Genomic DNA, 22,413 nt, shown 5'->3' on the forward strand with positions numbered 1-22,413 from the left:
GGTTCAGGCGGCGGCGCGTTTGCGGATACGGGCGATGCGACGCAGGCGCCGCCAGAACCGCCCGCGCTCCGGCTCGGGATAGGGCTGCAGGTTCTCGACGAACTGTTCGGCCGATGCGCGCCAGCTGAACTTCTCCGCATAGGCGCGCACAGCCTGGCGATCCAGATCCAGACACGCCAGGCAAGCGGTGCGCAAATCCTTGTCGATCGCCCCGGCGTTCGATCCCGGAATGATATCGATCGGGCCATGCGCCGGATAGGCGGCGACGGGCGTGCCGGTGGCCATGGCCTCCAAAATCACCAGGCCGAAGGTGTCGGTCCAGCTGGGGAAGACAAAGACGTCGGCATCGCGGAAGCAGCGGGCCAGGTCGTCGCCGAACTTGGCTCCCAGGAACTTGGCCTCGGGATACTTCTCCTGCAGTTCGGCGCGCGCCGGTCCGTCGCCAACCACGATCTTGGTGCCGGGCAGGTCCAACTGCAAAAAGGCTTCGATGTTCTTTTCGACCGCCACCCGGCCGACGTTGAGGAAGAAGGGGCGTGGCCAGTCTTTCCCGCCCAGTTCGTCATAGATGCGGTCCAGATCGGGATTGAACACCTCGGTGTCCACGCCGCGCGACCAGGGCGAGACGTTCTTGAACCCATGCTCCACCAGTTCGTCGCGCAGGGTCGGCGTGGCCACCATCAACCGACCCGACGGCTTGTGGAACCATTTCATATAGGCGTAGCCCACCTGAACCGGGATCGGGAAACGCGCTGAGACATATTCGGGGAATTTGGTGTGATAGCTGGTCGTGAAGGGCAGCTTCCACTCCACGCAGATGCGCCGCGTGGCGATGCCGATCGGACCCTCGGTGGCGATATGCACGGCCTCGGGCTCGAAGGCCCGCAGCATCTCGCGGATTTCCTCCTCCGCCCCCAGCGCCAGCCGGATCTCGGGATAGGTGGGGCAGGGGATGGTCTTGAACAGACTGGGCTCGATGACCTCGACCTCATGGCCCATGCCGCGGCATTCCGCGACCGTGCGGGTCAGGGTGCGGACGACGCCATTGACCTGAGGTTCCCAGGCGTCGGTGGCCAGAACGATGCGCATTGAGGCGGGCGGACCCTGAGCCGTTGAGTAAGGGGCGAACTTCTAGACGGTTCGAATGACGAAGGCGAGACGGTCTCCGATGTCTCCGGCTCCTATATCAGCCGCAAGTATTGTGCGATGTCAGGCTCCATTACGGTCAGGGTTTCTTTCGCCTGAACGTAAGCCGCCATGATGTGATAGAAGGAACTGGCAGGAGCAGGCTCATCGATGAAATCGCCAGTGGCAAGAAGCTTGTCGTGCCAAAGCCCTTGCGGCGTGAGATATTTCCAAAGTGCGCGCTGCGCATTTGCTGCCTGTTCCAAGCATTGAACGCGTCTGCCCTCATCACTTAACGATGCCAGTATGAGCGATGCCTTCAGCCATTCGGTTTGGGGCCAGAGTCTGGATCTTCCGCTTCTGACGCTTCCATCGGTGTTCATGGCGTCTATGGCGATATTGCGCTTTCTGTCGATACCCGTCAGGCCCGCCTCATAAAGTCCCCAGGCGTCCGCAATGACGGATTCATCTCGCCTGTTGCGGCCATGCCTTGCAAATAGCCAGGCCCACTCAAACTGATGTCCAGGCTCGACCAAACGCCCGTCTTCTCCCGCTGCGGGAGACCAGTCCTCCTGGAAAAACTCCAGCAGATATCCGGACTGGGGATCGATGAACCGGGTTCGGGCTAGGTCTATGATACGGTCAGCGAGACGCCCCCATGCCCCGTCTCCGTTTGCTTCTTCCCAAGCGAGCGCGGATTCCAACAAGTGCATATGAGCATTTGATTGATAGGGGTGGGCCCCACTTTCCGTCACGCCGCCAACAGCATCCCCTCGTTTAAGTAGTTCTTCTCTCACGGCAGCCGCATCGACTTCCAGCGCTGGGTCTCCGGTTGCGACGGAGGCGCGTGCGAGAGCGAAGATGAGGAATGCTTGATCGTAGACCATCGCTGTCTCGTCCATTGGCGAGCCGTCGGCTGCAAGAAGCGTCCGCATCAGCCCGTCAGGACGCAGGTAGAGTGACCTAAGTCGCTCGAGACCCTTCAAAATCACAGGCCTCCAAGGGCCCTGCCAGCCCTGCAAACCTGCTTCAGCATAGACCTGCAACTGCCTTGCCTGGACACGGGCGCGCCGCGGGGCCGAGACGTGTCGACCATCAAGCGCCAGAACTTCTTCAAAAGCTCCAGTGGCGTCTTGGCCCAACCCGGACCAAACCGGTAGTGCGGCTTGCCGCAACCAATTGGTCAACCTGACTGCGCCCTCTTGCAGCCCTTCGGGCTTCGGAAGGGGTGGAAAGTCCAGATGTTGAGGGGAGAGGTTTCGAAGGCGATCAACAACCTTCTTAACATCTTGGCTTTTTCGCAGATCGGTCACTAGGACTGCATCCCGCTCCACGATGATGCCTACGTCCTGCAAGCCGATCGCGGCGACCATTACACCATCGCAGGCCCTGATCAGGCAGCCCTCTGAATCTTCCAGAACATGCAGGCCGACATTGCCCTCGCCTGATGCGTGTACGGAATCCCACGCGCCGAGATCGGTCCAAGAGAAGCGTACCGGCAGCACAGCAGCGAGGCTGGTTTTTTCCATTATCGCATAGTCTATGGAGATTTTTGGCGCCAGTTTGAACTCCGAACCCAGCAAGATGCATGCGTCATCCTGCACGGCGCTTTTCAATGCGCTCGCTACAGCTTCCGCCACAGCGGCGGCGCGCTCTGTTATCTCTTGGACGAGAACCTTGGATTGTACGATGAAGTTGCCGCTATTCCAAAGATAACCTTCGGAGATATAGCGTTGCGCCGTCTTAGCGTCTGGCTTTTCAACAAAGGCGGCGACTGCCGACAAGCCGGGGCCTTCTGGTGCAATATATCCGTAGGCTGAAGAAGGTTCTGTCGGCACGACGCCCAATGTGACGATACGTCCATCTTCAGCGGCGACAGCGGCTTCAAGAACCGCGTTCCTGAATGCTTCTCCGTGGGGGATGTGGTGATCAGAAGCGACAAACAGATTGACCGCGTCAGCATCTTTAGCTGCAGTCCACAGTGCGGCAGCAGCCATAGCGGCTGCAGAATCCCTACCTTCAGGCTCCAAAATTATCGTTGCCGATATCCCTATCTCGTCAAGTTGAGACTGGATCGCGCCGCGATGGGATGCGCCGGCGACGACAATGAGGTCAGCTCCCACCGCCAAAGATATCACTCGTTCGGCCGTCTCTTGAAACAGTGACCGGTTTCCCGCCAGCGGGATGAATTGCTTCGGCAGGGAAGGCCGTGACGCAGGCCACAAACGCGTACCTGAGCCGCCGCACATAACAACCGGGTAAAGCGTCGCCATATCCGCAGGACTGCCATTTTTTGATCGAACTGCCTCCTACGCGAGCTTGGCTGGCACGTCACGTATTGAATGACTCGGAGTTGCATGACCCTTCAGTTGCTTTGACACTTTCGTCAAAGCGGCAACACCGTCGTCGACTTCACCTCTTCCAGCACCGCATAGGTGCGGGTTTCGCGGACACCCGGCATCCGCACCAAAACGTCGCCCAAGAAGGCGCGGTAGGCGTCCATGTCGCCGACGCGGGCCCTGATCAGATAGTCGAACCCGCCGGCGACCATGTGGCACTCCAGCACCTCCGGCTGGCTGCGAACGGCGGCGGCGAAGGCTTCGAAGACGTCGCCGGTGGTGCGGTCCAGCAGGACTTCAACGAAGATCAGCAGGTCCCGACCAACCTGAGCCGGGTCGATCATGGCGGCGTAGCCGGTGATGATCTTTTTTTCGCGCAGCCGTTTGACCCGTTCGAAACAGGCGGCGGGCGACAGGTTGCAGCGTCGCGCCAGTTCGGCGTTGGAGATGCGGGCGTCGGTCTGAAGCACCCGCAGGATGCGGCGGTCGACGGCGTCGATATCGATCATCGGAAATCTGGGCTATGTGCCGAACGATCTTCGGCTCAGGTTTGTATCATACGAAGCACCTTCAATGAACTCCGGCATATATGGCTGAAATCCACAGGATTTGTCGCCGATGACCACTCCCGCCTTCATGCCTTCGCGCCTGGCCGCCTGGGACGGTCTGGATGCGCACAAGTTCCGCGATGAACGCGAGGCCGTCGCCGCCAATCTGGCGCGCATGCCTCTGGATGCGAACGAACGGGCTGATGTGGTCGCCGAGGCGACGGCTTTGGTCGAACACGCCCGCCGCAGCCAGAAGAAGCAGGGTGTCGTCGAAAGCTTCCTGCAGCAATTCTCGCTGGGCACCCGCGAGGGTCTGGCCCTGATGTGTCTGGCCGAAGCCCTGCTGCGTGTGCCGGACGAGGAGACGCGCGATCGCCTGATCGCCGAGAAGATCGGCTCGGCTGACTGGGCCGCCCACCTGGGTCAGTCTGACAGCCTGTTCGTCAACGCCTCGACCTGGGGTCTGATGCTGACCGGCAAGCTGGTCGACGTGGACGACGAGGCGCGCAGCGACCTGCCCGGCTTCCTGAAGCGGATCGCCGGCCGACTGGGCGAGCCGGTCATTCGCCAGGCCGTGGCCACGGCGGTCAAGATCATGGGCGAGCAGTTCGTGGTCGGCCGCACCATCCAGGGCGCGCTCAAACGGTCGAACAAGGAAGGCTGGCTGTGCAGTTTCGACATGCTGGGCGAGGGCGCCCGGACCATGGCCGACGCTGATCGCTATGAGAAGATTTACGCCGACGCCATCGAGGCGGTCGGCAAGACGTCCAAGGGTCAGGGGCCGGAACACGGCCACGGCGTCTCCGTGAAACTGTCGGCCCTGTCCCCCCGCTATGAGGCGACGCACGAGGATGACGTCTGGGCGACCCTGTATCCCCGCATCCTGCGCCTGGCCCAGATCGCGGCCAAATACGACATCAACTATACGATGGACGCAGAGGAGGCGGACCGTCTGGCCCTTTCGCTGAAGCTGCTTGACCGACTGGCGCACGAGCCATCGTTGGGCGACTGGAGGGGCCTCGGTCTGGCGGTTCAGGCCTATCAGAAGCGCGGTCTGGAGACGATCGAACGCGTCGCCGACCTCGCCCGCCGCTCCGGCCGTCGTCTGATGGTGCGCCTGGTCAAGGGCGCCTATTGGGACACCGAGATCAAGCGCGCTCAGGTGTTTGGCCGCGCCGACTATCCCGTCTATACGACAAAGGCGGCGACCGATCTGAACTACCTGGTCTGCGCCAAGGCCATGATCGAGGCCGCGCCGGCCATCTATTCCCAGTTCGCCAGTCACAACGCTCATACGCTGGTGGCCGTGCGGCGTATGGCGCGTGATCACGGCGTCACGGTCGAGCACCAGCGGCTGCATGGCATGGGCGAGGCGCTTTACGACGCCGCTCACGAGGCCTGGGACGACGAAGTCGTCATCGTCCGCGCCTACGCCCCTGTCGGCGGGCACGAAGAACTGCTGCCCTATCTGGTGCGGCGCCTGCTCGAAAACGGCGCCAACTCCTCCTTTGTCCACGCCCTACTGGACGAGCGCGTGCCCGCCTCGGCCGTCGCGGCCGATCCCATTTCCCTGGTCGAGCAGGCGCCCGACCGTCACCCCAAGATTCCGGTTCCGAAAGACATGTATGGCGATCGTCAGAACTCCCTCGGCCGCGATTACTCTCAGGCCGCCGACCGTGAAGCCCACGCCAAGGCGCTGGAACTGGTCGACCGCGAGAAGTTGACCAGCGGCCCGATCATCGGCGGCAAGCTGCGCGCCGGTATAGCCGCCCAGGACGTGACCAATCCCTTCGATCGATCACAGGTGCTGGGCCATGTGTCGGAAGCCGAGACGGCTGACATCGACGCCGCCGTCCAAGCCGCCGCCGAGGCTCAGGTCAAATGGGACCGCCAGGGCGGCGCCAAGCGCGCCATCGTCCTGCGCGCCATGGCCGACGCGCTGGAGGCCGATCTGGATCGGCTGGTCGCCCTGCTCAGCCGCGAGGCGGGCAAGACCCTAAACGACGGCGTGGCCGAGGTGCGCGAGGCCGCCGACTTCTGCCGCTATTACGCCCTGCTGGCCGAGCGCGACTTCACCGCCCCGGAAACGCTGAAGGGCCCGACCGGGGAGACCAACCAGCTGTTCCTGCACGGACGGGGCGTCTTCGCCTGCATCTCGCCGTGGAACTTCCCCCTTGCCATCTTCACCGGCCAGATCGCCGCAGCGCTCGCCGCCGGCAACGCCGTGCTGGCCAAGCCCGCCGAGCAGACGCCGCTGATCGCCGCAGAGGCCGTGCGCCTGTATCATAAGGCCGGCCTGAACCCCGACCTGCTGGCCCTGGTTCCCGGGCGTGGCGAGACGGTTGGCGCGGCCCTCGTCACCCACCCCGGAATCGACGGCGTCGCCTTCACCGGCGGCACCGACACGGCTGCCGCCATCAACCGCTCCATCGCCGCCCGCCCCGGCGCCATCATCCCGTTCATCGCCGAGACTGGCGGCCTGAATGGCATGTTCATCGACACCACGGCGCTGAAGGAGCAGGTCATCGACGACGTGATCCAGTCGGCCTTCGGCTCGGCCGGCCAGCGCTGCTCGGCCCTTCGCGTCCTCTACGTGCCCAAGGATTCGGCCGACGCCCTGATCGAGGGCCTGAAGGGCGCTTTGGCGGTCCAGACCGTCGCCGACCCCGCCGATCCCAAGACAGACATCGGCCCCGTTATCGACCCGGAATCGCGTCGCGCTTTGGAAGCTCACGTCGAGCGTCTGTCAAAAGAGGCGAAGATCATCGCCCGCGCCGCCCTGCCGATGGGCGCTGAAAAGGGCGACCTATTCGCCCCCACCATCGCCGAAATCCCCACACCAGACTTCTTAGAGCGCGAGGTGTTCGGCCCCATCCTGCACATCTACCGCTACGCTCCGTCCGACCTGAAGGCAGTCGCCGGCAAGCTGGCCGCGCGCGGCTACGGCCTGACGCTGGGCGTCCATAGCCGCATCGAAGCCTTCGCCGCCGAAGTGGTCGACCTGGTCCCCGCCGGAAACGTCTACGTCAACCGCTCGATCACGGGCGCGGTGGTCGGCGTCCAACCCTTCGGCGGCGAGGGCCTGTCAGGCACCGGCCCCAAGGCGGGCGGGCCGAACAGCCTGATCCGTTATGCGGCGGAGAAGGCGATCAGCGTGAACATCGCCGCGCAGGGCGGAGATCCGGCGCTGTTGAATTTATCGTGAGAGAATTAAGGCGGGGAAGACAAGGCGGCGATCGTTTGATCGCATATGCTATTATATTAGGGTATTCAAATGGAGCTCATTGTTAGATGATTGTGAGTTCGGTGTCTGGCGGTTTCATTTTGAGGGAGTAAACTTCCAGATCTGTTGTTGGTGAACAAAATTGCATTACCATCGATGGCCTTAGCCTCCGCCGGTCCGGTGCGCCAGCCTCTGCCGTACCGTGGACAGCTGATGAAAAGAATAGTCCAAAGTGTTTGATGGGCGCCGTGGTCGGAATCGGTGGCTTGCCTATCGGAACGATAGCTGTGGTGCCATCCTCCCCGCCCATTGTTGATGTATGCCTAGCCGATGACCCCGCCCCAGACCTCTCCTGCCACGCTTGGTGCTCCGCACGGACGCTTGTGCATCGACGGCTACAATATTGGCCTCTCAAAGGGTACGGGCATTGCGACTTATGGTCGGAACTTGCTAGCGAACGCGCGCGCTCTGGGCTTCAGCCCGTCGCTGCTGGCAGGGCCAGTCACGCGCGGCCATGGCGGCGACGTTGCGGATGAATCCGCCATCGCAGGCTGCGAAACGGTCCGCCGAAAATGGGGCAAGGGCGAACTGTTCGCTCGAACCCTGATCAGCCGCTTCGGTCAGAGCGCATATCCCGTCAAGCCAACCGGACAGGTCGTCTGGCGAGATCAAAATCGCCCGGACGTCGACAACTATTGGATGTCGCCCTCCCTTTATCGGCTCGCCAGCCGGGCATTTGTCCACTACGGGGCGGAAACTCCGGTTACCTTCCGGGGCACAGACGAGATCCCGGTCCCAACAGTCATGCACTGGACCGCAACCCTTCCAGTCCGTGCCGTGGGCATAGCCAATGTCTATACGATCCACGACCTGATCCCCCTCAAGTTACCGCATCTGACAACCGACGATCCTGGCCGGTATATGCAGATGTGTAAAATGATCGTGCGAAACGCCGACCAGATCGCAGTGGTCTCAGAAACGACGCGCCGCGACGTGATCGAGCTTCTCGGCGTCGAGGAGGATCGGGTCATGAACACCTATCAGGCCATCACCTTGCCCGACGAGATCATGAACCGTCCGCAAGATGAAATCTTGGCGGAGCTTGAGGGCATCTTCGGCCTCGACTGGAAAGGCTATATGCTTCATTTCGGAGCCATTGAGCCGAAAAAAAATCTAGGACGGATCATAGAAGCTTATTTGGCCAGCGGCGCGGCGTGCCCACTTATTATCGTGGGCGGTGCTGCTTGGATGTCGGAAGACGAGAGCGCGCTCCTGGACGGAATTCGGCGAAACGGCGGAGCCGAAGCAGAGCGAGTCCGTCAGTACGAGTATCTCCCCTTCCCCTTGTTGATGACGCTGATCCGGGGCGCGAGAGCAACCTTGTTCCCGTCTCTTTACGAAGGCTTTGGCCTGCCGGTGCTGGAATCTATGGCGCTCGGCACCGCAGTGCTGACCTCCACGGCGGGGTCCTTGCCTGAAATTGCGGGAGGCACCGCTCTGCTGGTTGATCCCTACGACACCTCCACCATCGCCCGCGCCATTCTTTCGCTCGACCAGGACCAAGATCTCGCAACCGAGCTCGCGGTCCGGGGGCAAGAGCGGGCGATGGTCTTCAATCCCAAAGCATATCAAAAGCGATTGCAGGAGCTTTATGGCCGCGTGGGACTCTGAAAATAGAGTTTAATAACGCTGCGCTTGTCGGTTTGCCTTTGCGAGCTAAGGTCTTCTTGGACTTTATTGGTACGGTAGGCTAACCATCTTGGATGACGCATTGATCGAAACGGTCCTCGCCGCCCTCACCCTTGACCATTCCAAAAATTTTCTAGTCTGGAGGATAGTTGTGTTTGCGGAATCCGTCGATTGGATGGACTTGGGAAATAGTAGTCCTCTCGCCGTCAGACGTGCCGACATAACCACCACATTCCTCATGCTTGGCGCCGAGCGCAAGAACACTTCAAATTTTGGCGATCTCTGGATGTTCATCTGTCCGCGTCTTGAAACCGGAAGGTTCCTGTCGGCTTGAGCAACCTCTTGGCCCGCCGCGACATCGTCGTCGCATTGACCGGATTGCTGGCAGCCGGTGCTGCTTGCAAGCCGGGAACCAGCGCGGGGTGCGCACGCGTCGCGGCCCAGGGTCGTTTACCGGCTGCCTCTGCGGCTGAGACGGAGCGGTTGTTCCGGGATGCCTACGTCGGCAAGCGGATCGACCTAGGAGGGCTAAACTACACAATCAACCAACCGCTTGTCATCGGCGGTGGCGGGATGCTCAACGGCCCCGGCCGCTTGAGCTTGGCTGCGGAGTTTCAAGGTCAATGGGCGATCGAGTTCGCAGCGGGAAGTGGTAGCGGCGTTAGAGGCGTTGAGGTGGATGGGGTGGCGGCCCGAGCGCACGTGATCTCCGGAATCCGTGCCAACGGATCTACTACCAGTCTAACGGTCCAAAACTGCATCATCAGCAACCTGTCGTTCGACGGCATCGATATCTCGGGGGGAGCAGGCGCTTATAGGCATGTGGGTCCGGCCATCGAAGGAAACGTCATCCGCAATGTCGGTTGGGTGGGCATCAATCTGGAGTCTTCAACCGAAGGCCGTCTTGCAAATAACGTCATCGATCGTACCGGCTACCACGGCCTGTCCGCGATGTTGGGCTGCAAGGGTACGCAGATCACCGGCAACCACGTCACAAAGGCGACTTCTCCCGATCGCATCTTTAATGGGACTGGGTCGCTTGGAGGCGTCGAAGGCGGCTTCATGATTGCTTTCGACCCTTCCAGCGATGAAACCCTCATCGAACACAACGTCTGCGACGACAATCGGCAGGCGGGGTACGATGGCATCGGTGTATCGGAAGACGGCACGCCATTCGGCAGGTCGCGTATCATCGGTAATATTGTGAGACGAGCCGGCCTTTTCGGAATTGATGCGCCAGGCAGTTGTTTGGTGGAGAACAATCTCGTGGAAGAAGCCGCGCAACAGGGCATTCACATCGGGCTGGACCTTGGCGGTCAGATTGAGGCCGTTGTCGTTCGAAACAACATCATCCGCAACACCGGTACGGCGCACCCGGGGGTGGATAGTTTCGGCATCCTGGTGGGAGACACTCTGGGGCCCGCTGTGCGTATCCGAAACATTGCCATCATCGGCAACACCGTTCTTGATAACCGCCCTTCGCCTGCTACAAATTATGGCATAGGCGTGGTTTCGGACGAAGCCCGCTACGAAAACCTTTCGATCAAGGGCAATACGCTGATCCAAGTGAAGACGGCGTCACTGTTATGGATTGGGCGTGCTGGTCCCGGGCGCGATTTCAAGGCACTTGGAAATCGATGCCGGGTGCGGTGTTCAGGCCCTCGTGGCGAGCTGCTGCCCTAGAATGCTGTATCGACTGGCTTGACATGCCAAGGGTTTGGGCGACTTGTCAGTTCGAGATATTCCTGAATTTGCGTCCTAGAGATGTCCCGGAAACCCTCGAACGGCCTTCCCGGCGCGTCACTCCATTGTGGATTGACCGTCGGGTCTTGAAATAGATCTTTACCCCATCGCCGATAAAGATCTGCAAGTTCGCCATCATCCCAAGCGATTTTCTCGGGCGTATTGTTCACCCCGCGAGTAAGGGACTCGTGATGGGTAGCTTCAATGTCCGCCGCGTAGCAGACCTGAAGGCCGACGCTGCGTACCTTGAGACAAAAATCGACGTCGTTGTAGGCGATGGAGAGGCGGGTAGTGAATCCTCCCACCTGCTCGAACACCTCCCGGCGCGTCGCCAGAAAGGCCCCTGTGACCGAGGAAGCGCGTCGCGTTCTGATCCATCGGCCCAATGGGCCTGGCGTGTTCGCTGTGGCGCCGACGCCTTCATGCATCGGCCTGCCGTCATATCCGCCGAGTATAGTGCCACCATGCTGGAGGGTGCCGTTTGCATACAATAACCGCGCGCCTACCACTCCGACATCCGTCGGGCGTAGAGCTTCGCGAAGACGCCGGTCCCATTCCGGTGACAACATTTCTATGTCGTCATTGGCGAAAAGCAGGATATCCCCCTGCAGAGCTGTGGTGGCGAGATTGTTTAGCCGCGACCAGTTGAAAGGCTCGTCCGCCGTCAAAACCTTGATGGCCTGCGAGCGCGAGAGCCTCGCGTATAATTTGTGTGCCTCGGCAGACTGGCTGCGATTGTCGATTACGACGAGTCTGATTGATGTCGGGACGGCTGCTTTTGCGTACAGACTTTCAATAAATTTGGAGAGCACAGCCGGCTGGTCGCGCGTGGGTATGACGACGAGAATGCTCTTTGGTTCCCCAACCGGCGGGCCGTCCGGCGCGGTGGCGGGCGTTGAGGCTGGGCTGAAGGCCGTGGCCTCCGGCAGGCTAATTAGCAGACGAGCCAGACGGCCGACTGTAGTCGTTTGGCGGGCCATCCGGCCCAGAGCCCGGCGCTGTTCGCTTTCATCGCTGAACCGTAAGGCTTCCTCCAGCAACTCCTTCAGTGAGGCATCTACGATCAGCGCGCCCGGCGGAGGACGGGACGGATGGTCGTCGTAAGGCTCTGCCGCGCCTTCGAGCACAGGAGACATAAGGATCAAACCCGTTCGCCAATGCTCTTGGAAATGGTCGTAGTCACAAGTCGCCGCAAGGCCGTGGGAGCGCTCAAGCGCATAACGCATCCACCCGATCGTTTCCGGGTCGAGTACTGCTCCCGTTTGGGTCAGCAGGATCCCACAATCGTCCCATTCCGAGAGCGTAGACATGACCTCTTCGACCGCTTCGCTGACGAAGCGGACGCGATTATCGACCAACTCCATGCTGGCGATGGAATGTGTACGGACTGTCTGCGATGCCCTAACAATCACTACCCAATCGTGATCTCTCTGATCCGTGATGCTCGCCAAGGTTCGGCGGAGGGCAGACGGTGGGGCAGAAGTCGCATCCAGAACAATGACAATGGTTTTGGCCGCCACGGAACCCGGTGGCGGCTGAATCGGAAAGGCCTTCCTGAAGGCTCCATAAGCCTGCTGGGGATATGCTGAAACCGTAAGCCACTGGCGCATCTCGGCCAAAGCGGAATCTAGGTCTGCACTGATGCGCCCTAGTGATTCAGTCGCCGCCGACCGGCCATAAGCCGTTTCGGGGAGGCGATTGCGAGCGCCGGCCGCTATCAGCTCATCTCGGGCAGGCCTGAACCCCGGATTGGTCTCGAGCGCTTGAGCGTAGGCGTCGATGGCCGCGCTAGAATGACCTTGGGCTTTTAGGGTGTGGCCGAGATAGAGGTAGCCTTGGGGATACCCGGGGCGCGTCGCGATAGCTCGACGATAGGTGGCCTCGGCCGCGTGTAGACGCCCCCTCTCCCGCTGCGCGTGACCAAGTTGAAGAATGACGGCAGGCTGCATGGGATCTCGCGCAAGGGCGACTTCATAGTGGCGCTCGGCCTCGCTCCAATCCTGACGGGACCGTGCCTCAGCGGCCGCCAGCAGGGCGATACGAAGTTGGCCGTCGAGGTAGCGGAGCAGCGACTTCCAGTGCTTCATTCGCAATCTTCGCCAATACGATCCAGATTGGCCGATTCCGAAAACGAAATAGACCCGCGCAGGGCGAGACGAACTCGCTCAACCTGCGAATCTCTGATAGATGCGAACCCTCCCCTAGGCAATCTCGGCCGCGAGGCGCGCGCATAAGATATGGTAAGGCTCGCGCTTGGCGATCTCCACGAGACCGCATAAAGGTCAGACGTAGCGTCGCCCCGCTGACGCTCTCGTCCTTCTTTTCAGTGAAAGTTACCATGGGCCGCAGATCGCAAATTTGGCACTGGCGTCAGGAGGATGAGGTCAAGAATTTCGGCGACTATCTAGCCGATTTTCTTAGTCAAGAAATGTTCGAACCGATTTCTTGGCACGATGGACCGGTCCACGTCATCGGCAGCGTCATCGCCGACTTCCTGGTGCCTGAAGCGGATTTGACAGAGGATGGGCAGCAGCAGCCTAAGGTCGTCTTTTGGGGCTGTGGCGTGCGCGATGAAAACGGTCTTAGCGAGGACCGCATCCACCGAGCTAAGATTCTCGCCGTACGCGGCCCCAAGACGGCTTCGGTTCTCAAGCTCGGGGCGGCAACACCCCAGGGCGATATCGCCTTCTTCCTGCCGGCCCTTTATGCGCCGCGGCGGCTTCGTCTGACTGCGGGCAAGTCGATCTGCATCCCCCATTTCTGGGACCGCAGGCCGGACGGCGACTTTGCTGACGCAGGTTGCGATGTGGTTCTGCGGACAAATATCGCCGCCGGCCCCGTGCAAATCCGCCGCGTCATCGACAGCATCGCTTCCGCCGACTTTGTGCTGACTGCTTCCTTGCACGGCGCTGTGGTCGCTGCAGCCTACGGCATTCCGTTTGCCTTTTGGGACAACGGCCACGTCGACTTGCCTTTCAAATGGGAGGACTTCGCCGCCTATCTTTCGATTCCAAACACCTTCTACACCAACCTCTCTGACGCCAAGGCTGGCTATGATGAGGAGATTCGAGATCGGCTGAAGCGACCGCCGCTTTGGGCGTTTCTAGCTTGCGCGCCCTTCCCAATTAAGCCTGTGGCTATGGCCAAGATTGTCGGCCATCTTTGGTCCAGTTCAGGCGCGTCAGAGGCCGAAGCGACTCTTCAAGATTTACTCGACGAGTTTGAACACGCCACAGTAGAAAAGGATGTAGCGGCCAACGCCTTCATGGATCAGGTCGCCGCACTGAACGATGCCGTCGCCTCAGGACGGGCCGAGCTTGCCCGAGCTGAGGAGGAAACGCTGCGCTTGATCCGCCTTAAAGACGATGTGGGCGGCGTCGCCGACGCGCAGGAAAAAAGTCTTCGTGAACGAGATGAGGAAATCGCCGCCCTCAAGGACGGGTTGGCGAAGGTTGAAGCCACCCACGCGGAATTCAGGACGTCCGCAAACGCTAGGGTTGACGCGCTCGAACATGAAAACGCTTCCCTGAATGACGAGGTTGAGGCTCGCGCAGGCGCGCTCGCTGAAGCGAAACAGGCCTTGACCGCGCTTCAGGAGGCGACTTCGTCCGCAAATGCCAGGGTCGCCGCGCTCGAACACGAAAACGCTTCCCTGAACGACGAGGTTGGGGCTCGCGCCGGCGCGCTGGCGGAAGCGCAACAGGACTTGGCCGCACTTCAGGAGGCGGCTTCTTCCGCAAATGCCAGGGTCGCCGCTTTCGAATACGAGAATGCGTGCCTAAAGGACGAGGTGGCGGCTCATGCTAGCGTGTTAGCGGAAACGCAACAGGCCGTAACCGCCCTTCGGGAGGCGACCGACCATGCAGCCGAGCTAGATGCTGCCCTCGGTGCGGCGCAGGATCAACTAACGGAATTTAAAGGCAGGCTGAGCGCCGCAGAGTCTCAAGCGCAAAGCCTCGCCGCCGAGGTTCTGGACGCCCGCGAACAGGCGACAGCGGCCGCCTCCAATCTGGAACGTTTGTCCGAGTTGGCGAGCGGGCTCCGCAACGATCCTGAAGCCTTCGAAGGCGGCGGTTTCGATGATCCGGCGGATATGCAGGCGTTGTTTCAGAACGTCGCTGTGGCCATTGGCGGCTTGAAGCGCCAGAGGGGAATTGATGCAGAAGCCCTCGAACGTCAGAGAGACCAGAATCATAAGCTCATCGAGGACGCCAAAGCCGCTTGGAGTCAGGCTGCGGACGCCCGCGAAAAGCTGCGTCTTCTGTCCACCCAAATTGTGGAAGACAATACGGTTCGGACCTCTCTGACATCGCGTCTCGACGAGACGCGTCGCGATCTGGAGCGCGTGCTCGGTGAACGAAGCGCCCTTGAGACCCTGGCGGTAGAGCAAGATCGTCTGCTTGCGGAGGCGCAGGCCAATGTCGCGGCTCTGTCCCGTCAGGTCCAAATAGCCGGTCATGAAGCCGAAATCCTTCGTCGTCGCGCAGAGGACGCCGAAGCTCTGCGTCAAAGCGCTCAACGTCGCTATGAGAAAATTTCTGGTTCAGTCACATGGACACTGGTCCGTCGGACTCGGAAAATTCGGGAATATTTTTCGCCGCATAGGTTGAAGCAGCGCGGACGGCGGATCATCCGCGTCCTCACTGGCAAGAGAAAGAAACGGCCTTCGGTCTCGACTCAGATCGCGATCACTGCGGCGGCCCCATCGCCACACCCTCCCGCATCAACGCCAGATCTCACGGTTTTCATCGTCACTTTAGAGCGTCAAGCCTCGACGAAGGCGAGCGAAAATGTTGCGCGCATCGCCGAGAGCGGCGCTCAGATCATCCTATGCGGCGACGTGGCGAATTGGGCCGGGTCGCGATACATCACGGTACCGTCCGCGGCCGCAAACGTTATCGACCATATCGATCATCATTTGAGGACCTCCGCCAGCGCCACCACGGTGATCGTCTTTGGAGCCGAAACCCAGGTGTCCGGCGACCTAGGCACCTTCCCTGAACTCTTTAGCGCCAATCCCTTGATGGTGGTGTGCGGCGCTCTTGAGGTAGATCATGAAGACCGGGTCGTCGCGGCAGGTGCAACTCGCAACCAAAACGGCGACCTCGTCCCGCTGAACGTCGGCCAGCCCATGACCGATTTCCGTGTCGCCTCGGTGCATTCCACCGAGTTTCTTTGGCCGCTTGTTGTCGCTGTCGACACGGATGGCTTCCGTCACTTGGGCGGTCTGGGCGTCGGGAGCTCCGGGGAAGCCGCTCTTCTCGCCCTCGCCGTCGAGGCCCGCCGACGCGGACTTGAAGTCGGAGTGAACCCATTCGTCCAGGCCATTCGGAGTGACTCCCTACGGCCTATTCAGTTGAACGCCGGGGTTGAGAAGACCGCCGGAGCCCTGGTTCACACGCACAAACCCAAGGTGCTTTTTACCGATGCATTGACGCCAACGCCCGACCGCGATTCAGGCTCGATCGATATCTATTGGTACATGCGGATCTTCCTTGAGCTGGGATACGAGGTCACCTTCCTGCCGGTTCAGGATCTGAAGCATGCCGGGCGCTACACCAGGGCGCTCCAGATGCTCGGAATTCGATGCCCTCTTGAGGGGGACGTCGACCAACCTTGGATGTTCCTGCGCGATTTTGGTTCGGAGTTCGATTTGGTTATGACCTATCGCGCCTCCTCCGCCTGCCACGTCATCGACCCCATTCGGGAGTTCGCGCCTAACGCGCGGGTTGTGTTTGATACGGTCGATCTACACTTCCTGCGTGAGCATCGGGCTGCGGAGCTTTCTGGATCCCCGGAAGACATGGAGCACGCGTTGCGCACGCGTGTAGAAGAGCTGAAGGTCATGACACTGAGCGATGCGACCATCCTGCTAAGCTCGCTCGAATACGACTATATCGGCGAGATTTCGCCCGAGACCCGCCGTTACCTAATCTCGATCGTCCGTGACGTGCCGGGAGTCGGCGCTCCGGCCGCCGGCCGCCGAGGCGCCATGTTTGTTGGGGGTTTCAAACATGCCCCGAACACCGATGCCGCCGTGTTTCTGTGTTCGGAGATTTGGCCTCGTGTCCGATCACGCGACCCGCTGGCCGAACTAAGCATCATTGGGGCGGACGTCTCCCCGGAAATCCAAGCGCTTCATAATCCCTCGCAGGGCATCAACATCGTCGGGTTCGTCGAGGATCTCGATCCCTTCTACAAGTCTATGCGCGTTAACCTCGCTCCGCTTCGTTATGGCGCTGGCGTCAAGGGAAAGGTAGCGGCCAGTCTGTCGGTTGGGTTGCCGACGGTCGCCACGCCAACTGCCGTGGAAGGCATGTTTCTGGAAGACGGCAGGGACGTGCTTGTGTGCGAGGACCCTGAGGCGTTCGCCGAGGCGGTCGTCAGGCTGTTCCGCGACGACGTCCTTTGGGAGCGGCTTTCATGCAACGCAGTGAAGGCGGCCCAAGACACTTTCTCCATCGACGCCGCCCGATCTCGGCTCAAGACAATGCTGGTGGATCTTGGCCTGCCGACGGAGTAGCTGACCGGATCCGTGACAACATTACCTTTGGGGTCGGGTCAGCTTTGTGGGTCGTCGGAGCGTTTGAGAGCGATCTCGATCTGGTCGATCATTCGTTTGAAGGTGAACTTCCTAGCGAGTGTCCGGGCACGTCGGGATAGTCGGTTCCGCAATTTGCCATCGCGAGCCAGACGAACAATCTTACCCGCCAGATCATCTTCGTCCCGGCTTCGGAACGTCAACCCTGTGCGATCATGATAGACGATCTCGACATTTCCGCAGACGTCGGACGCGACGGTCGGGATTCCGGCGGCTAAGGCCAGTATCAGCGTGAGAGAAAATGGCTCGTAAAGCGACGGGAAGATATAGATGTCGTGCGTGTTCCAAAGTTCCGGTAAATCCTGTTCCGATACCGGGGGCACAATCCGTATTCTCGCGCCCGAGGTGTCGGACGCGATGAGCTGTTCAAACCGACTGAAAAAGGGTGCGTCCTGAACGTCCCCGACGATCAGAAGCTCAACTTGCATTTCGTCGCCGAGCGCGGTCCGGACCTGTTTCAGCGCTCTGACGCAATACTCTGGTCCCTTGATATCGACAATGCGGCCGGCAAATAGGATTCTTAGTGTCCCTGGCGAGTAGAGGGCCGAGCGATCCCTCAGTGGCGTGATCGTCTCCGGGCCCATAGCGACGCCGTTATGCACGGTGGCCTCGCTCTGGAAGCGGTAGCCACACGCGGCGTAGAAGGTTCGAATAAAGTCGGAACCCATGATCGCCGAAGCGCCGATGGTCCTGAGGTCGCCGCCGCTTAGATCGACGCTCGTGTCGAAGCTCTTCTGACCGTGAACATAGTTTTCGAAGTAGTTCCCAACCCTGTCTGGCGTTTGAGCCACTGCTAGCCAATTGTCGGTCAAAAACAGGCTGGCAGGCACTCCGCATTTCTCGATCGCCTCGATCAGCGACCCATCGAAGAAGTATAAGTTCCAAACAAACAGAACATCCGGCTTGATGCGGCTGATCTCTGAGAGAAATCTTTCCACATTATGTTCGTTGCTGCGACGGCGCTCGTCGGCAGAAAGCTCTGGCGTATGATAAATGTTATGATCGTCCGCCAGAATCCGAAGACTGCGCTGAATGGATTGCCCTGGATAGTCCGCGACTTGACCGCCATAGGAGCTGGTCAGGACGTGGATGTCATGCCCACGAGCCGCTAGGGCTTCTGCCACCGAGAAGGCAAGCCGCTCGTAGCCTCCGACGACATTTGGCGGATAAAGGTTGCTGATAATGAGTATTTTCAAGAGATGTTGCTCCTTACTAGAGTCTTGAAATCCTCATCATCATGGTAGGGATGTCTATCTAGTGAGGCTGCTGGATATTTTTGGAAGTATCCAAACAAAAGCATTACGGGGTCCATCAGATTATGGGTTTTGAGAACATCAATGTGGTTGGAGACTCGCCTCCAGCCGTCCTCCTTGCACGCTAGGCGTGCCAGATAGAAGGCGGTTACAGTCGCCCATTCTAGTTTTACCTTAAGGTGACCCTCAGAAATCGTATTTGTTGCATGTATCCTGTAGCTCATCAGCTCACGAGGAAGAATCTGGATTTTTCGTCCCTCCGACACTAAACGAAGGAAGAAATCGAGATCGTGCGCGTACCTGAGATCAGAAAAATGGCCAATTTTTTCAAACACAGATCTCTTCACCACAAGATTGGAAGTCGTGACGAATATATTCCCATTCACCAAGGTCTTTCCGAGATCGTCGCTGTTTCGATGATAATCTATCGCTTGATCATACCACTCGAAGGGAACGGGCGCGCCTTCGCCATTAATGAAATCCATGCCGGTTGCCACGGCGTCCAGGTCTGGATCCTGTGCAAAAGAAGCTGCAACATCTTTTAATCTTTCGGGATGATAAATATCATCCGAGTTCAGTATAGAAACCAAATCCGAAGATGAGCGATGTATTGCAGCATTTATCGTATTGTGTGCGCCACGGTTTGAATGTTTCCAATAAATTATCTCGGGACGATTCTGCGCCAAGGTCTGGACGACGTGCATACCGTCGTCGGAAGATCCGTCATCGACCACAATAATTTCCCGTGCGGGATAGTGCTGCGAAAGAACACTGTAAAGTGTCGAGCTGATGTATCTTTCGTGATTGTATAGCGGTATTACGACCGAAATAGATGGCTGCATGGGCTCCACGACGACGGTATGCGCAGCTCGCGCTTGCGGTGTGTCGGTCTTTAGCGATAAAAGCGGATTCGCCAAAGAGATATAATGTGAGCGTTGGGATTGCCAGATTCGTTGATCCAACAAGCTCAAGGCGTTCATCGATGGTTTGCCGACGGGTTTGTCGGGCTTGCAAGAGAACAGCATTGAGCGCGTCGTTCAACGATCCAGAATGCCGGCTCGCCCCGGCTGCGGCGCGGCCGGCATTGGTGCTTGGAGGAGCGGGCTTCATCGGATCCGCGCTTCGGCGCCGGTTGGCGATGGAAGGCCGTCCGACGACCGTTCTTACCCGCTCGGCCCCTGCCGATAGGACCTTTGCAGGGGAAACTTGGATCCAAGGCGACTTTGGGGAGACTGATCTAGTTGCCGAACTGATGAGTCCGAGCCACGATGTCTATCATCTCGTCAGTAACTCATCGCCGGGAATCGGTAATTGGGATGTTGAGATCGATATCGCCAATACTGTGGTTCCCACGCTACGCCTTATTAAGGCGGCCGTTCGCGTTGGTGTTCGCAAACTAATCTACGTGTCTTCGGGCGGCACCGTCTATGGTATCCCCGAAGTGCTCCCCATCCCGGAGGACGCGCCGACAAATCCGATATCAGCCTATGGAATTGGCAAGCTTGCGCAGGAGAAATACCTGCTGCTTTTCAATAGGCACCATGGCCTTGACTGCCAGATTCTCCGCGTGGCGAATCCCTATGGTCCGGGGCAGAAACCAGGCGGAAGTCAGGGCGTCGTCGCCAATCTCTTGGGCCAGGCCCTGAAGGGTGAGCCATTTCACATTTGGGGCGACGGCAGTGTCGCTAGAGACTTTGTCCACGTCGACGACGTTGCTCACGCTCTAGTTTTGGCTTCCGACTACATGGGAAACCAGCGGGTCTTCAATGTCGGCAGTGGCCAAGCTCGTCAGATCGCTACGATCGCTGTGGACATCGAACGTGTGCTCGGACTGCGCAACCAGCCGCGGATCCACCACGAGTCCCGCGGTTTCGATGTACCAGAAAATTATCTGGACATCACGCGCATAGGTTCAGAAACGGGCTGGGCTCCGACAACGCCTTGGCTGGCGGGATTGGGCGGGACTGCCGAGTGGATACAGCGTATCCATAGTCGTAACGCCATGTGAGCCTTGCATTGTAGATGGCGGAAAACCTCCGCAGATAGCATTGAACGTGGGCCTTAGGACTGTCGTAACAACGAAATACGAGTATAGTCGGGACCACTAGAGAAGCCGAATTTGTTAGAATCGGACAGCCCGATGTGGTGTGAGCTTTGATCTGAAGTTGAACATTTGGAAGCGATCCGGTAGCCGGAACAAGCAAGCAAAGTCCATCACGGGCGCCGAGGCCCAGGACATTGTCAGAATGATCTACGAGGGTGTTCTTCGTCGTCCCCCGGATGAGGTCGGAATGGGCTATTATGTCCAAGAGTTCGAGCGGGGTCGTAGCATTGCGTCTGTAATGCAGGACTTCCTGGACTCGGACGAGTTTAAGGCCAAGAACTCATCGGTGTCCTTATTCGTGCCTCCAGGCCACTTCTATTCTCCGATTGTGGAGCCTCGCGAAGCTGACGCCCACCTCTCTAAGCTGGTGCCCGCCGCCGAAGCGGATCATATCGAGGGTATCGCCATTGATCGCGCCGCGATGGTGGATCTGTGGAATGACCTCCTTCCGTTCATGCTGTCCTCACCTTTCAAGGATGAGCTGGCGGGTGAAAATCGCTATGCCTTTGACAACAGCGCCTATGCATGGGGCGACGGCAGTGTCCTGCACGGCATGCTTCGCTACTTCAGCCCTAAACGGGTTATCGAGATCGGCAGCGGCTGGTCCTCCGCCTGCATGCTAGACACCGTCGACAAGTATCTCGATGGAAACTGCGAAATTCAGTTCATCGAGCCCTATCCTCAGCTTTTGAGAACAATTGTCGGCCCAACCCAGAGCAACGTAAGGATATACGAGAATTTCGTTCAGAGCGTGCCGGTCGATATTTACGACGCTCTTGAGCCAAATGACATTCTTCTGATTGACTCGACCCATATCGTCAAGACCGGCAGCGATTGTTGCTTTGAGATGTTTAATATCCTACCCCGCCTGAAGCCGGGCGTGATCGTTCACATCCACGACATGTTCTGGCCGTTCGAATACCCGCGCCATTGGGTAGTCGACGAGAACCGTTCGTGGAATGAGATCTACGCCATTCGCGCGCTTCTAACCGATAATCCGAACTGGAAGATCATTATGTTTAACGACTACATGGAACGGTTCGAGTCCGATTTGGTGAAGAAGACTTATCCAACATTCCTGAAGGCCGCGGGTGCCGCGCTCTGGCTCCAACGCCTATAAGGTTGTTGAGCCGGCGATCTTTTGTCCTTTGAAACGCTGGCAGGCCGCAGCGGAAAAGTGGAACCCTTCGATGGCAAGCCCAGTCAAACATATCAAAACGCGAAGGTTCGGCGACGCACGGGGCTGGTTTTCCGAGACCTATTCCGTAGGCACGTTGCAGGGGTTGGGCGTGGATTTGACCTTTGTGCAAGATAACCAGTCTTGGTCTGCAGCAGCCGGAACCGTGCGGGGAATCCACTTTCAGGCGCCTCCGCACCCACAAGCCAAGCTCGTACGCTGTGTGGCGGGCAGCGTTATGGATTTCGCGATCGACCTTCGCAAAGGATCTCCGACATTCGGCCGATACGTTGAGGCCCTGTTGTCGCGTGAAAACGGCAATCAGTTGCTGGTTCCTGTAGGGTTTGGTCACGCATTCGTAACGCTCGAACCGGACAGCGAGGTCGCCTACAAGGTTTCGGACGTTTATGCGCCGGAGTGCGAAGGCGGCATCATATGGAATGATCCGGAAATCGGCATCGACTGGCCGCTGCCTGTGACCGGCGCGGTTCTATCGGACAAGGATCGGGCCCTTCCAGGGCTGGCTGAGTTCGACAGTCCGTTTGCCTATGATGGCCAACCCCTGACGTCTCTCTGAGACTTGGTGCAGGTCTCGATGTACGGACTATTGG

General features: G+C 59.2%; 14 protein-coding genes. 8 read left to right on the plus strand and 6 right to left on the minus strand.

The features are described 5' to 3' along the window. Window positions 1-3: 3 nt before the first annotated feature. From B3Z70_RS06220 to B3Z70_RS06230, 3 genes are all read right to left on the minus strand, one after another. A complete protein-coding gene (locus tag B3Z70_RS06220) occupies window positions 4-1,089 on the minus strand; it encodes a glycosyltransferase family 4 protein (RefSeq protein ID WP_292044986.1) in 1,086 nt (361 codons plus the stop codon). 92 nt (window positions 1,090-1,181) lie between these two features. Beyond that, complete coding sequence (locus B3Z70_RS06225; protein WP_292044989.1) at window positions 1,182-3,398, minus strand: AGE family epimerase/isomerase; 2,217 nt, start codon at window positions 3,396-3,398, stop codon at window positions 1,182-1,184. Between the two features lie 113 nt (window positions 3,399-3,511). Next, window positions 3,512-3,973: an Lrp/AsnC ligand binding domain-containing protein gene (locus tag B3Z70_RS06230; RefSeq protein ID WP_292044991.1), complete on the minus strand. Its 462-nt coding sequence runs from the start codon at window positions 3,971-3,973 to the stop codon at window positions 3,512-3,514. A 109-nt stretch (window positions 3,974-4,082) separates the two neighbouring features. Here B3Z70_RS06230 and putA point away from each other — a divergent pair, with 109 nt between their 5' ends. From putA to B3Z70_RS06250, 4 genes are all read left to right on the plus strand, one after another. Then, a complete protein-coding gene (gene putA / locus B3Z70_RS06235; RefSeq protein ID WP_292044992.1) occupies window positions 4,083-7,217 on the plus strand; it encodes a bifunctional proline dehydrogenase/L-glutamate gamma-semialdehyde dehydrogenase PutA in 3,135 nt (1,044 codons plus the stop codon). Window positions 7,218-7,565: 348 nt separating this feature from the next. Then, entirely contained in the window at window positions 7,566-8,906 is a 1,341-nt protein-coding gene (locus B3Z70_RS06240; RefSeq protein WP_292044993.1) for a glycosyltransferase family 4 protein, read from the plus strand. Window positions 8,907-8,994: 88 nt separating this feature from the next. Continuing rightward, window positions 8,995-9,258, plus strand: a complete 264-nt coding sequence (locus B3Z70_RS06245; protein ID WP_292044995.1) for a hypothetical protein — start codon at window positions 8,995-8,997, stop codon at window positions 9,256-9,258. Further along, a complete protein-coding gene (locus B3Z70_RS06250; protein ID WP_292044997.1) occupies window positions 9,255-10,607 on the plus strand; it encodes a right-handed parallel beta-helix repeat-containing protein in 1,353 nt (450 codons plus the stop codon). The genes B3Z70_RS06245 and B3Z70_RS06250 overlap by 4 nt, the downstream gene beginning before the upstream one ends. On the opposite strand, the gene B3Z70_RS06255 is transcribed toward B3Z70_RS06250, so the two are convergent. Next, window positions 10,604-12,754 (minus strand): glycosyltransferase, encoded by a 2,151-nt coding sequence (locus tag B3Z70_RS06255; protein ID WP_292044999.1) that lies wholly within the window; start codon window positions 12,752-12,754, stop codon window positions 10,604-10,606. The genes B3Z70_RS06250 and B3Z70_RS06255 overlap by 4 nt on opposite strands. Before the next feature lie 251 nt (window positions 12,755-13,005). Here B3Z70_RS06255 and B3Z70_RS06260 point away from each other — a divergent pair, with 251 nt between their 5' ends. Continuing rightward, on the plus strand, window positions 13,006-17,190 hold the full coding sequence (locus tag B3Z70_RS06260; protein ID WP_292045001.1) for a glycosyltransferase: 4,185 nt from the start codon (window positions 13,006-13,008) through the stop codon (window positions 17,188-17,190). A 38-nt stretch (window positions 17,191-17,228) separates the two neighbouring features. Here the strand turns inward: B3Z70_RS06260 and B3Z70_RS06265 are convergent, their stop codons facing one another. Next, complete coding sequence (locus B3Z70_RS06265; protein ID WP_292045003.1) at window positions 17,229-18,464, minus strand: glycosyltransferase family 4 protein; 1,236 nt, start codon at window positions 18,462-18,464, stop codon at window positions 17,229-17,231. Beyond that, on the minus strand, window positions 18,461-19,546 hold the full coding sequence (locus tag B3Z70_RS06270) for a glycosyltransferase family 2 protein (protein ID WP_292045005.1): 1,086 nt from the start codon (window positions 19,544-19,546) through the stop codon (window positions 18,461-18,463). The genes B3Z70_RS06265 and B3Z70_RS06270 overlap by 4 nt, the downstream gene beginning before the upstream one ends. Between B3Z70_RS06270 and B3Z70_RS06275 the strand changes: the two genes are divergently transcribed. The 3 genes from B3Z70_RS06275 to rfbC all read left to right on the plus strand — a co-directional run bounded on the left by B3Z70_RS06275 (window position 19,546) and on the right by rfbC (window position 22,379). Continuing rightward, window positions 19,546-20,529, plus strand: a complete 984-nt coding sequence (locus B3Z70_RS06275) for an NAD-dependent epimerase/dehydratase family protein (protein WP_292045007.1) — start codon at window positions 19,546-19,548, stop codon at window positions 20,527-20,529. The two genes, B3Z70_RS06270 and B3Z70_RS06275, sit on opposite strands and share 1 nt — an antisense overlap. A gap of 157 nt (window positions 20,530-20,686) precedes the next feature. Then, a complete protein-coding gene (locus B3Z70_RS06280; RefSeq protein WP_292045009.1) occupies window positions 20,687-21,745 on the plus strand; it encodes a class I SAM-dependent methyltransferase in 1,059 nt (352 codons plus the stop codon). Beyond that, window positions 21,717-22,379: a dTDP-4-dehydrorhamnose 3,5-epimerase gene (gene rfbC / locus B3Z70_RS06285; RefSeq protein WP_312124347.1), complete on the plus strand. Its 663-nt coding sequence runs from the start codon at window positions 21,717-21,719 to the stop codon at window positions 22,377-22,379. The genes B3Z70_RS06280 and rfbC overlap by 29 nt, the downstream gene beginning before the upstream one ends. The last annotated feature ends 34 nt before the right edge of the window (window positions 22,380-22,413 follow it).

The organism is Brevundimonas sp. UBA6550, from assembly GCF_002434505.1.
Taxonomy (GTDB): domain Bacteria; phylum Pseudomonadota; class Alphaproteobacteria; order Caulobacterales; family Caulobacteraceae; genus Brevundimonas.

Excerpts from the sequence above, each read along its gene's own strand:
- B3Z70_RS06230 (WP_292044991.1), bottom strand. The coding sequence starts at position 3,973 with ATGATCGATATCGACGCCGTCGACCGCCGCATCCTGCGGGTGCTTCAG.
- putA (WP_292044992.1), top strand. The coding sequence starts at position 4,083 with ATGACCACTCCCGCCTTCATGCCTTCGCGCCTGGCCGCCTGGGACGGT.
- B3Z70_RS06260 (WP_292045001.1), top strand. The coding sequence starts at position 13,006 with ATGGGCCGCAGATCGCAAATTTGGCACTGGCGTCAGGAGGATGAGGTC.
- B3Z70_RS06240 (WP_292044993.1), top strand. The coding sequence starts at position 7,566 with ATGACCCCGCCCCAGACCTCTCCTGCCACGCTTGGTGCTCCGCACGGA.
- B3Z70_RS06255 (WP_292044999.1), bottom strand. The coding sequence starts at position 12,754 with ATGAAGCACTGGAAGTCGCTGCTCCGCTACCTCGACGGCCAACTTCGT.
- B3Z70_RS06220 (WP_292044986.1), bottom strand. The coding sequence starts at position 1,089 with ATGCGCATCGTTCTGGCCACCGACGCCTGGGAACCTCAGGTCAATGGC.
- B3Z70_RS06270 (WP_292045005.1), bottom strand. The coding sequence starts at position 19,546 with ATGCTGTTCTCTTGCAAGCCCGACAAACCCGTCGGCAAACCATCGATG.
- B3Z70_RS06225 (WP_292044989.1), bottom strand. The coding sequence starts at position 3,398 with ATGGCGACGCTTTACCCGGTTGTTATGTGCGGCGGCTCAGGTACGCGT.